Below are 12,584 nucleotides of genomic sequence, written 5' to 3'. Positions count from 1 at the left end.
GTAAGGAGGGGATAGAATGGGGAAAGTAATTGATACCTTTCTCGGGACAATGGAGCTCATGTTCCGGGCGCTTTTCAACGAGGTCTTTGTACCTGCCATGAGCGAGGTCATGAGTCTGCTTTTCACAGTGCTGTTCACTCCGGTTAAAATGTACTTTGCCTACGGGGCTTATACAATTTTGATTATGCTCTGTGGAATTATAGACAGCCTGGAAAATATCCTGAATCTCTTTATCGGAACGGTTCCGGTCAGCAAGACGGACGGCAGGACGCTGATGGAGGCCATATTTCAGATGAAGACCGTGAACAATGCTTTTCTGTACATCACGGTGGCGGCCGTATGTATCTGCTTTGTCCTGACCATTGTGGCTGTGGCAAAATCCATGTCATCCATGACTTTAGGGAACAGAAATCCGATTACCTATGTGCTTAAGAGTACCGCGAAGGCCTGCATGGCGTTTATCATGGTACCACTCATGTGCCTGTTTATGCTTTCCATGAGCAACATTGTGGTCAGTCAGGCCCAGACCGCCATGACGGCCCATTTAGGAGTCGACAGAGTGCCATCGACGGGTGAGTATATATTTTTGACGGCCAGCATCCGGGCGGGAAAGAAGGTGATCTGGTCTGATCTGCTGTCCGATACCATGGGAACCTTAGAAGGCTATAAGACCGCTCTGATCGATGATAATATCGCATCACTGGGAGCAATCAGCGATGAAATCACGGATGCAATCGATGAATTGACCGCGATCTCTAATGGAACGGCTGAACAGGGGTTTCTGGAGGATGATTTCCGGCTTGGAAACCTGACCATGGCTCTTAATAAGATTGATACGACGACGGCTTCGGAGGATATCCTGAATACGAAAAAGAAGATTGAGGATACCGTCGATGCCATCAGACAGGAAAGTCTGAATATTATTGACTCAACGTACCCGTATCTGAAACCCAGCATGTCGGATCCTTTGCGGCAGTCCTATTTGAGCGGGGAAAAGGACTATAAGAATATGATGCATTCCGGCGTGGACTTCAGCGTTTTCAAGATTGACTATCTTGTGGGATTTTTGTCGGCCGGCTTCATCGCTCTTGTCTTTATGGGCCTGACAATTCAGTTTATCAGAAGAATGCTGGAGCTGGTTGTGCTGTATTTGACGGCTCCGTTCTTTGCGGCAGCGATTCCGTTGGATGATGGGGAAATGTTTAAAAAATGGAGGGAGAGCTTCATAGCAAAATTTTTATCCGGGTTTTCGGTGCTGTTTGCCCTTAAATTATATTTGCTGCTGCTTCCTCTTATATTCAGCGATAATCTGGATTTGGGAACCAAAATCATTGGAGATATGCCGAACATTGGTTCCACGGTCATAGAAGGCATCGAGCAGGGATCCGGTGCAATGACGGACCATATTGTGGATCAGATAGCAGGGGGCGCAGGCACCGGAAATACCGGGGAGCTTATAGAGGAGGCCAATGCCCTGGATGAAGCGATAAAAGAGGCAACGAAGTATGCCGAGGAAATGGGAGTCGGGGACAATAACCTGTATGAAACGCTGCTGAGGTCATCTGGGCTGAAAGACAGGAACTCGCCTACGGATGCAGCCGCCTTTGTGAATTCCGTGCTGCGGCTGATCTTCCTGATCGGCGGGACATGGGCTGTCTATAAGAGTCAGGTAATGGTTATGGATATTCTCCATCCGGAGACGTCAGAAAACACCAGACAGACCACCTTACTGGCTTTTGCAGCGGCGAAGAAAATAGTGTCCACGGGAGCGGATGTGGCAAAGAAAGGCGTCAAAATAGGCGGGACTGTGGCGGTAGGCGCTGTCACGGGAGGCGTCGGAGGCGTGGCCGCAGCCGGGGCCGAGGGAGCCGGCATGGCGGCAAAGGGCGCGGCTGCCGCGGCGAAAGCGGCGGGTTCCGCGATAAAAACAGCGGGGAGCGCCGCGAAATCAGCGGCAGGAGAGGCTAAAAACGCTGTTTCAAAAGGCAGTGACGATTCTTAAAGGAAAGGGGGACACCCGATATGGAAATGGTCTATCTGGGGCTGTTCGATCAGATTTTTAATCAGGTTTTAGACAGGATATTTATGCCTGTGTTTAATTTTGTAATCAGCATCCTGAATGTGAGCCTTGCCTTTATCTTCAATGACCTGCTGGGATCGTTCCTCATTCCCATCCTGGAGATTGCTTTTGATAAGTATATACTTGCCTGTGGTTTCCTATTTGGAACCGCATCCTACGAGATACTCGTGAAACCGTGTTTTTCCATTCTCGATACAGTGGAGCGGGCGTTTGATGTATTTATCGGGCTGGATAATGTCATCTACTATCCAAACGGGACAGCCGGGATGGCAGTTACGGACAAAACGCTGCTGGAGACTTTATTCAGCTTTCCGACTGTGCAGAACGCGTTCTGGCTGATCGCGTTATCCGGAATCGGGATAGCGCTGCTCCTGAGTATCTATGGAGTGGCCCGGTCGGCCCTTGATCTGGATTTTGAAAATAAGAAACCAGTCAGCCACGTGATGAGCCAACTCTTTAAAGCGGTGGTAGGCACGTTTCTGATCCCGTTTATGATATTTATGGTGATTAATCTGGCAAACGTGATGCTTAAGACTCTGGATACCACCATCAATGTGGGTAACAGCCAGAGTGAGGCAATGGAGAACAGTACCCTGGGCAGCTCGCTGTTTGTCATGTGTACGTCAAACGCGGCGTGGGACGGTACGAAAAACCGTTCCAAGAGGGTGATACAGGGGACGGGGCACGGGATTAAGCTGGAGGTATACGATGAAATCAATCCGGATTTTGATTTGATGGGGGATCCAAGAGATAAGTTCCTGGCAAATGATAAGCTTTACAACTACAGGAACTCGTTGATGGTATGGAAGTATTTCAACCCCGGCAAGTTCGACTATCTTGGATTATATACTGGGATTTTCGTGATGGTGATTCTGCTGATCTGCATGATCAGCCTGATCAAACGCCTTTTAGAGCTTCTGATCCTCTATATGGTATCGCCATACTTTGTGGCAATCATGCCGCTTGATGACGGGGAGAAGTTTAAACAGTGGTTCAGCATGTTTTTGGGGAAGCTGTTTACCGGATACGGTTCGCTGGTGGCGCTAAAGGTTTATCTGATGCTGATGCCCGTGTTTATGCGGGGGGGAATTGAACTCCCGAACAGCAGTGTGACAGCGGGAGACATCCTGTATTATGTGTTTGCCATAGGCGGCGCATGGACGGTTTATAAATCATCGAGCCTTTTAACGAGCCTGATTAATGTATCTGCGGGCAGGAGCGAGGAGCAGAGCATGGCGGCCGGAGCCGGCGCTTTAGCTGCGGTAAGCATAAGGCCGGTACAGAACGTATCTGCGAGAATCAGAGGGAAAATGGAGTCGAAATTCGTCGATGAACCGCTCAGCAAGCTGAAGGGTGAGACGAAGAATGGGGTTCAGAACTGGATGTCGAAATCCGGCTCTGGCCAGGTATCACAAAAACCCCTTCAATCCGGCTATAGCGGGGAGACGAAAAAGCCTGGAGATAAGAATACTTCGTCTTCATCTCAAAGAGGGGTCTACTCAAAACTGATTATGTGGCGCTTTAAAAGGAAATTAAAGAGGGCGGACGAACTGCGGAAAAAGGAGGCGGAAAAAACGGATGGTACCGGGGAAACCGGCACCGGAGGAACTGGCAATAAGACAGACATTCCGCCGATATCACAGGGATATGGAAGCGGCTATGACGCCGACAGGGCTACTGGAGATACTTCTGGCAGCGCTTCAGCGAGTGAGGCGGGCGATGGAACCGGCGCCGAAACCGGAAGTGTGTCTGGAGGCGGTTTAAGATATAAGGCTAAGTCCAGGGTATCTGACCCTGCCGCTGATTTAAAAGAAAAGCTTGCGGATCGGCGCATAAAGGGATCGGAAAACAACAGGGGGGATAAGAAATGAGAATTATACCCAAGAAGACCAGGGTGTCTATGGAATTCTTTAAAGGCATTGAACTGGCGGATATTATCATCGCGGGAGTGGGCATTACCCTGACGTTGTCCGTTCTTCTTTCCAACCTCCCCTTTCGCTGGGGAGGGGCGCTGATCCTGTTTATCTTATCGGCAGCGGCCATCGTTCCCGTAGAGGACGAAAAGGGATATAAGAGCGCTTACCACGCGGTGAAGTACTTAATCAGCTACAAGACATTTGAGAAGAAACCATCCAAAAAGGGCGTGCTGCCGGTGGAGAGTATCACCCCGTTTACGGGGATATCCGGCAAATTCATCGAATACGGCGGGGCTTACTATGGCATAGTGGTCGAGATTCCGGCTATTGAGTTCCGATTTTTCACAGAGAGCCGCCAGGATCAGCTGATCGATCAGGTCTACGGCTCGATTTTAAGAACTGTGTCTGAGTCGGAGACGGCGGCCATGGTGAAGCTGGACCGGCCCATCCTCTATGATTCATTTATTAAGAGCGAAGAGAAAAAGATGGATGAGCTCAAGGAGGCATACATACACGGACTGCTCACAGATGAGGAACTGACGGTCCGCATGGGAATCCTTCACGACCGGATTAACCAGCTGAGAGTCTACAATGAAAAGGAAATGGTGTTTCTGCCGTTTCACTATCTGGTGTTTTTCGGAAAAGACAAGAATCATCTGGAGACGCAGGCGGGAGATATGCTGCGGTCTATGGCAGTCTACGATATGGACTGCAAAATCTTAAAAGAGCAGGAACTGGCAGTCTTCCTAAAGTATAATTATACGATATTCTTTGATGAGAGGGAGGCGTGGGGGTTAAAACCGGAGGAATACATGGACTGGATACTGCCGGATAAGATTACGGTGAACTCGAGGACCGTGTCCTATGACGGCATGATTACCCATAATATCCGGGTCACCGATTATCCTGTCGCGGTAGGCAACGCCTGGGGGGCGGCCATGTTCAACCGCCCTGACACCAGGGTGGTATTAAAGATGAAGCCGGTAGACCGGTATAAGGGGGTCAGGCAGATCGACCGGGCGATTGATGAACTGCGGGAGCAGGGCAATACCACCGGAAAGACCAGTAAACTGATGGAGTTAAACAGCCATATTGACACGCTGGCCGAGGTCCTTCTGCTCTTACAGGGCGATAACGAGGCCCTGATGGATGTCAATATCTATATTACGGCCTATGACTATGAGATGATGGAACGGTTAAGGCATCCGGAGGTTAAGAAAAAGGATGAGGGAATAGGGCTGAAGCGGAAGATCAGGAGAGAACTGTCCGAACAGGGCTTTAGGTCCACGGACCTCTATCTTCAGCAGTTTGAGGCATACGCCTCCTCCCATATCTCCGCCTTTGACGCCTTCCGCTCGGAGGGGCGGGGAATCCACACAGGATCCATTGCGGCGGCCTTCCCCTACGTCTACAAGATCATGATGGACCCCAACGGCATCTGCCTCGGCGTCCATGCGGGAAGTCCTGTATTCGTGGACTTCTTCCTGAGAAACAGGGAGAGGGTCAACAGCAACATGGTGGTAATCGGTAAATCCGGTTCCGGTAAGTCCTACGCCACCAAGATGATCCTTACCAACCTGGCGGCGGAGAACAGCAAGATCTTTATTCTGGACCCGGAAAATGAGTACACGGCCCTGGCAAAGTCGCTGAACGGAAAGATTATCGATGTGGGCAGCGCCACCCAGGGACGGTTAAATCCGTTCCATATCATCACCGGCCTGACGGATGACGACGATGAAAGTCCGGACGGTATGGACAATGATGTGGATATGAAGGTCAGCTTTAACCTCCATTTACAGTTTCTGGAGGAGTTCTACAGGCAGATACTTCCCGGAATCGAACCGGACGCTCTGGAGTATTTAAACAACATTACGATCCGGATGTACGAGGGGAAGGGAATCGATGGGGACACGGATTTGAGTAAGCTGAAGCCGTCGGACTATCCCACCTTTGACGATCTGTATGAAAAGATTTTAAATGATTTTCAGATGTCCACCGGAAACTACAGCAAAACGAACCTGACGGTACTGCTCAATTATATTTCGAAATTCGCTTCAGGAGGCAGGAACTCGAACCTGTGGAACGGGGAGGCGTCTATCAGCACCCAGGAGAATTTTATCGTCTTCAACTTCCAGTCCCTGCTGGCGAATAAGAACAATACGATCGCCAACGCCCAGATGCTGCTGGTGCTGAAATGGCTGGATAATGAGATTATCAAGAACCGTGAATACAACATGCGCTATGGCGCTTCCAGGAAAATAATCGTTGTCATAGACGAGGCCCATGTATTTATCGACGCCAAGTACCCGATTGCGCTGGATTTCATGTTCCAGCTGGCAAAGAGAATCCGTAAGTACAACGGGATGCAGATTATCATTACACAGAATATCAAGGATTTTGTGGGAACGGAGGAACTGGCGAGAAAATCCACGGCAATCATCAATGCCTGCCAGTATTCTTTCATCTTTCCGCTGGCGCCCAACGACATGCATGATTTATGCAAGCTTTATGAGAAGGCAGGCGCCATCAACGAGATGGAGCAGGAGGAGATCATCAGCAATGGCCGGGGCCGTGCGTTTGTGGTAACCTCGCCGACGAACAGGAGCAGCATCGATATCAGGGTTCCAAAGGATATCGAGCAGCTGTTTAAAATGTGACGGAGGCCGCGGTATGAGAACAGCATTCAGATGGATATGCGCGGCGGGCTGTGCTGCCGTGGTCTGCACGGTGCCCGGCTGCCGGGCGGATATAAAAGATGCGGAAGCCAGGATTAAAGAAAAGAATGTCTTAACCGTGGCGGTTCCGGAAACGGATGAGACCGGGGAGAGACGGGAGGCCGCTCTTTTAGAAGATAAAACCATCCGTTTTTTGGCAGAAGAGCTGGGTGTAGAACTGGTACTGTTGGAAATGCCCTCCTCAGAGCTTCAGACAGCGGTGCAGGAACGGAAAGCGGATGTTGCGGCCGGCTTCGTCGCGGCAGAGGAGCAGGGAGTGGAAAACTGTTCGATTTCATACGGATTAAAGGGCGTATATTTAGTGGAAGTGAAGGCAAAAGCAGTTGATGCACCGTATGGAGAACCACAATCACAGGAGGAGAAGAAAATCGCTGTGTCGCCGGAGCTTTCCGGTATTGTAAAGACATATGTCTATTCCGGCGCGATGGGCGGCCTGGAAGAAGTGGATTCCGCCAAAGAGGCAGCGCGCCTCATGCTGGAAGGCAAGGCGGGAGGATACGTCTGCTACGAGCAGGAAGCCAGAGAGATGTTAAAGGAAGGAAAATTCCTTGCAAAAGACTTAGGAGGAGCTCCAAGAGAGGGATATGTGTTCCTTGCGGACCGCGAGGGCCATAAGCTTTTAAATGTGATTAACCGGTTTCTGACTGACGAACTGATGAATTGAGGTAGGTAGGTATGGCATATTTTGACAGCCCGAAGAACAGGGCCATATGGGAAGTGGAATTGGGGAAGCTCAGGAAAGAAAAGGCCGATTTCGCTGCCGGAAAACAGAGGGACACAAGGGAAAAGGCCAGAACCTCAAGGGAAGCTGAGGCCAGCCGCCGCAGACCGGTGACACTGCAGCAGCTGGAGAAGGAAGAGGCCATGGAGGCGGGAAGGATAAGGAAGGAAAATCCGGACAGGAGGAGAGAGCGGGAGCTGTCAAAGAGCACTCAAAAGGCAGTCTCTCCGCTTCAGAAGAAATCTCCGGTGAAGGAGCGGTGAAGCGTATGACTGGCGTGGGAAAGCGGTATTTATACACAGTTCTGCTCATACTCCTATTCCTGCCCTGTAAAAACGCTTATGCGGCGGAGGCGGAGTCATTGCCTTCCGAAGATGAAGAGTTTTTCTTGGAAGAAAAATGGGGGCTGGAAAGTCTGCCGTCTGACGAATCGGTCGGTGACCTGCTGGAGCGGCTGAAAAATGCGAAGACCATCGAAAATCCGCGGCTGGAGAGAACGTATCAGGAAGGCGACAGACGGTTTACCTACACCCTGCCGAATCAAATGAACTTCAGGGCCAGCGTGCCTGATGGCGCAATGACCGACGGGCCAGTAACATTTCTCCCCATGAAAAGCGCTTATGTCACAGTGACCAGGAATGGAATGATGGAGAAGGTGTCAGAAGACGGCGTCTACACGAGTCCTGGGAATTACGTATTCAGCATGATGGTATTTCCTGAAGAATACCAGGGGACTGACATGAATTCTTACCGTGTTCCGTTTGAGTTTCAGATTCTTCCGGATGTGGTTTCCAGCCTGACGCTGTACGTTCCGCCGGAAGGATTTTACATAACCGGGATTACCTTTGACGGAGAGGATCGGGCTCCGGAAAATCCGGAGTGGGAATTTATTCACAGAGACGGATCCTACACGGTTAGGATGCTGGATCAGGAGACAGGGACGATTCCGTGTGAGGCGTCGTTTACCAGGGATACGACAGCACCATTCCTTTTTATTACACCGGAGCAGGAGACGGACGTAGTAAAGGAACCGATCATGATTTCCGTAAGCGAACCGGGGGCTTCGATCCAGGCGTTTTATAACGGCAGCGAGGGAGTTCTGGTTTCTAATGTAATCAGTACCGAGGGCCGCTATGAGTTTTATGTCTCGGACGCAGCGGGGAATTCGAGATATTACATTTTAAGGATGAAGGGCCGGGTTAAAGGGCCTGAGAGAAAAACAATTATACTGACCATCATAGGCGTAGCCGGCGTGCTTGGCTTTCTGATCTATCAGAGGCGCCATATGAGGTTTTTATGATAAAAGCAGCAAACGGCGAAACGATCGCCAAGAAAAAAGTCAAAAAAAGAAAGGGAAAGAGAAAGAGAAAGGAGAATACAACATGTATACTAACTGGTTTTTAATGGCATCGGGAGGTGCGGGCAATCCATTTATGCAGGTAGTAGACCCTATCGTCAGTCTGCTGTCAATGGCGGTCAATCCCGCGCTGGCTGTTGTGGGAGCGCTGGGCAGCATATACTGCATTATTCTCGGGGCTAAACTGGCGAAAGCAGAGGAGCCTCAGGAGAGGGAAAAGGCGAAAAACAGTTTAAAGAACGCCCTCATCGGTTTCGTGCTCATCTTTGTTCTGATTGTTGCATTAAAGCTTGGAATGGGAGTTATGACAACCTGGATGGAAAGCAATATTACGCTCAGCTGATTGCATCGTATCTAAAATTAAGAGCAGTCCCGGAATCTTTCTGTGTTCAGGCAGCGGATCATCAGCTGCGCAGATGGATTCAAGTGAGTATTCGGGACTGCTCACTTGCCGGAAGGAGGTTTCGTCTTGTGAAAAGGATAATAAGTGCCGGAAAGCTGTTCCGTATTCTCATTCTCTGTTCGCTTACTGTTTTTTTCACAGGATGCAACAGCGGGAAGGATTTGGAAGGGCTTACTGATGTTCCGGTCTATAATGAGGGAGAGGTCTCGGAGGATATCCTGACGATAGACGATATCCCGGAGGAAACCGTGGTTCTGGAATCGCAGCTGTCGAAGGACAGCTTAAACGAGAAAATAGAGGGAGCGCGTGATGCCAGATTTGATGGTGTAAGCGGACCGCGTGCTTTCTGGTTCCCTGAGGGGCATCCGGCGGACCGGGATTCGCTGAAGCAGTTTCATGTACTGGGGCTGATAAACGGGACCTTTTACTATTCCTACGTAACACAGCCTGAGGACAGCGATACACAGATTCATGCGGTAGCCAGATACAATTACAAGAATCACGAGGCTAAACTGCTGCTGGAGCGGAAGATAAAGGCGGACGCGGATGATACCGGGAATAAGGCGTTCCATGCCCAGCTGTTTAAGAGGGGAAGAGAGTACAGGATTTGTGTCTACGAGGACGGTAATCTGATTCTGCTCGACAACCAGGGGAAGAAGCTGTTCTCCTTCACCGACGATGCCGGCGGTAAAAATATGCTGGATACCATCCATAAGGTGTTCGATGTGGGAGGGGAGTACTATGATGCAGAGGTAACCGATGTGATAACGGATGGGGACTATGGTTTTTATATCCCTGTTACGTTAATCAAAGAAGACTATATGCAGGCTGAGGACGCGGAACAGGATATTACCATGGATTCCTACTTATTCAGTTATCTATATCTTACCGTCGACACTGGGACGCAGATGATTTGCCGGGATAATTTAAACTGGGATAATCAGCAGAGATATTATAGACAGCTGGCTGCGAGGGGGGGCTTAAGAGACCCACAGGAGGACTGGGAGGAAGTGCTTTCCCTGTATCCTGACCGGTGGGGAGATTTCTATCTGGGAACGCTGCGCGGGGAAATGATTACAAATGAAGGCTATTTAAAGCAGTGGGTTGACACGGACAAAGAGGTCTTTACTGATAGTGAGACAGGAGTGCCAACTACACACCCGGATGCGGACAGCGTGAAACGCTTAGAGTCGCTCCGTGTGGGAGAAACTCTGGAAAATGTTATTTTTGTGAAAGATTCCCCCACGGCCCAATATGATCTGATTGGAGAGGTAAAAAGCCAGCTTATGGCGGCAAAGACGGTGGAACGCATCTATATATATTCGGAAACCATTACGGAGACCGATTCCGAAGGGAACGAGTATACAACGGAAGTCATGAAAACAGCATCAGATTCCGTGGAGGCCAACTGGAAGCAAAAGTTTACACTTGAGGAAGGCGCTTTTATTAACGTATATGCAGTGAAGGCCCCTTCAATTGGAACCGATATAATAAAAAGTCCGGTTAAATGGGATGGTTCCTTCCTGTTTGGATACAGTGTCGAAAACAAGTGCATTCTGGGGATCGACCCCGAGAGGCCCAAAGAAGAGGACACCCTTACCTTTCCGGCATCTGAGGACGGTTCTGACTATGATATCTGTCTTTTAAATACCGTATATTCGGGAGCCTGTGTAATGGCGTCCGATCTCGCCTATAACCGGATCTATTTAAAATCGGCCGGCAATCGTTCCCGATACGATTACCAGACTGCGGTGCTTAACGCGGCTGATCTGGCTTCCAGATACCGGACAGGAAAAAAGGATGAGACGCTGCTTGAGGAGATGAAGAAGGTTGGCAGCCAGGATGCGGCGCAGTTTGATTTTTCTGAATATGAGTTACAGGATAATCCCAGCATTTATACCGGCGAGAATGTTGTTGTGATGGGCACACCGGGGGCGGAATCATTTTTGTTTACCTCGTTTCACAATGGAATGCAGCTGTATCAGCCAGTGGACTTCATAAACAGCGGCGGCGCAGGAACGCCGGGAACCGTCTGGCAGATATCCGACTGGCCCATCTACCAGGCATGGCCTGTTTCAGAGAATAAGGTGGCGGCCATCGGCTTTGACCGGACAGATACGGTCTATGAATCCATGGATATCGCCATGGCCAGAGTCTATACATTTGACGTAAATGAGATTAAGAAAAGTTCGCCAATCCATAAGGTACCGATAGAAACGCCAAACGAGGAATGAGAAAATAAGGAAAAGGAGAAATAAGGCATGAACAAATATGAGGAAAGATATTCCAGTGCATTAGCTGACATGACGGGAATGAAAAGTGTATTTCACCGGTCGTCAAAGGAGTATAAAGATGTATATGAGGCATTAAGGCAGGTTGTAGCGCTGCAGGATCAGGATTTTAGCGCAATTTCCCCGCAGATGCTGGCAGCTCAGGAAATGCTGAACAAGTCGTGTGAAACGTATTTAAAGAGTCATGAGGGCGAGCGGAAGACGGACAGAGGAAAAGAACGGTTCAATATGATACAGGATCTTCACGGCGTCAATCTGGAGCGAAACAGTGAAGCGTCGAATAAGGCGCAGGAGATATACGGAAGAGACCCTGTCATGTGGGGGAAAATTGCGCCGATTCGTTTTTTCGATAAGCCCGGCTCTGAAAAGAAAGGCGTAAATTTTGCCCATGCGCATGAGGTTAATTTAGAGAATTCGAAAGAAATACAGCTGGAGGACGATCCTGAGTTTAAGGAGATCGTAGAAAAAAGCAAGAATTTTACTCCCAAACCGGACTGGAACGCGGTGAAAGGGGACACTGCACGCAGGTACAGAGATCAGTATGAGAAAATGAGCAAAGCCGCGCCGCAGAACCCGTCAGCGGATTATAAAAATGTTGTGTCCTCTCTTGGCAAGATGGTATATATCACTGGCAGCAATGCAGATATGCAGTCACCGGAGGTCGCGTCGGTGCATCAGGAGCTTACAAAAGCGTGCGCGCGGTACGAATTAAACAGCAATGCGAAGCAGATACCGGGAGACAGCAAAAAAGCCATGAACCTGGTTAAGGATTTGAATGATTTAAATAAAGAAGTCAAAGGTTATATTGAAGGTAAGGCGCCGTTAAATAATGTAGTGGGAAGAAAAGAGATTCCTCTGACAAAGCTGTCGGGCAGGGAGTTTAAGGCCGTGAAAAAAAACTTTGATAAAGAGAATCCGGAGATGGGGAAAAAAGGGGTATCAAAGAAGCAGGAGGCGGCCGCAAAGAAGAAAGGGGAGGCAGCAAAGAAAAAAGCCGAGTCAAAGAAGAAGCAGGAACCGAAGAAAAAAGAAGAAAAGAAAGCGCCGGGCATGAGCCGGTAGGAGAATCTTCGGGAAAGCT

The 12,584-nt window shown here is 49.5% G+C and carries 9 protein-coding genes; all 9 read left to right on the top strand.

Annotation, left to right across the window (positions count from 1 at the left end; all coding sequences use genetic code 11):
* Positions 1-16: 16 nt before the first annotated feature.
* The 9 genes from DFR60_RS06150 to DFR60_RS06110 all read left to right on the top strand — a co-directional run bounded on the left by DFR60_RS06150 (position 17) and on the right by DFR60_RS06110 (position 12,565).
* A complete protein-coding gene (locus tag DFR60_RS06150) occupies positions 17-2,002 on the top strand; it encodes an Mbov_0396 family ICE element transmembrane protein (protein WP_110322119.1) in 1,986 nt (661 codons plus the stop codon).
* A gap of 20 nt (positions 2,003-2,022) precedes the next feature.
* Positions 2,023-3,951: an Mbov_0396 family ICE element transmembrane protein gene (locus DFR60_RS06145; protein ID WP_110322118.1), complete on the top strand. Its 1,929-nt coding sequence runs from the start codon at positions 2,023-2,025 to the stop codon at positions 3,949-3,951.
* Entirely contained in the window at positions 3,948-6,653 is a 2,706-nt protein-coding gene (locus DFR60_RS06140) for a VirB4 family type IV secretion system protein (protein WP_207659504.1), read from the top strand. The genes DFR60_RS06145 and DFR60_RS06140 overlap by 4 nt, the downstream gene beginning before the upstream one ends.
* 13 nt (positions 6,654-6,666) lie before the next feature.
* Complete coding sequence (locus tag DFR60_RS06135) at positions 6,667-7,395, top strand: type 2 periplasmic-binding domain-containing protein (protein WP_110322117.1); 729 nt, start codon at positions 6,667-6,669, stop codon at positions 7,393-7,395.
* A gap of 11 nt (positions 7,396-7,406) precedes the next feature.
* The gene (locus DFR60_RS06130; RefSeq protein ID WP_110322116.1) at positions 7,407-7,715 is read left to right on the top strand and encodes a hypothetical protein; all 309 of its coding nucleotides are present in this window, start codon (positions 7,407-7,409) and stop codon (positions 7,713-7,715) included.
* Positions 7,716-7,720: 5 nt separating this feature from the next.
* Positions 7,721-8,752: a hypothetical protein gene (locus DFR60_RS06125; RefSeq protein WP_110322115.1), complete on the top strand. Its 1,032-nt coding sequence runs from the start codon at positions 7,721-7,723 to the stop codon at positions 8,750-8,752.
* 82 nt (positions 8,753-8,834) lie between these two features.
* Positions 8,835-9,152, top strand: a complete 318-nt coding sequence (locus DFR60_RS06120; RefSeq protein ID WP_110322114.1) for an Mbov_0395 family pilin-like conjugal transfer protein — start codon at positions 8,835-8,837, stop codon at positions 9,150-9,152.
* Positions 9,153-9,280: 128 nt separating this feature from the next.
* Positions 9,281-11,446 carry a hypothetical protein gene (locus tag DFR60_RS06115; RefSeq protein ID WP_110322113.1) on the top strand — a complete coding sequence of 722 codons (2,166 nt, stop codon included), beginning with the start codon at positions 9,281-9,283 and terminating at the stop codon, positions 11,444-11,446.
* Positions 11,447-11,473: 27 nt separating this feature from the next.
* Positions 11,474-12,565, top strand: coding sequence for a hypothetical protein (locus tag DFR60_RS06110; protein ID WP_110322112.1), 1,092 nt, complete (start codon positions 11,474-11,476; stop codon positions 12,563-12,565).
* The last annotated feature ends 19 nt before the right edge of the window (positions 12,566-12,584 follow it).

Origin of the sequence: Hungatella effluvii, assembly GCF_003201875.1 — a bacterium.
Classification (GTDB): domain Bacteria; phylum Bacillota; class Clostridia; order Lachnospirales; family Lachnospiraceae; genus Hungatella; species Hungatella effluvii.
Note: the sequence above shows the minus strand (reverse complement) of the source record. Positions and strands in the feature narration are given on the sequence as shown.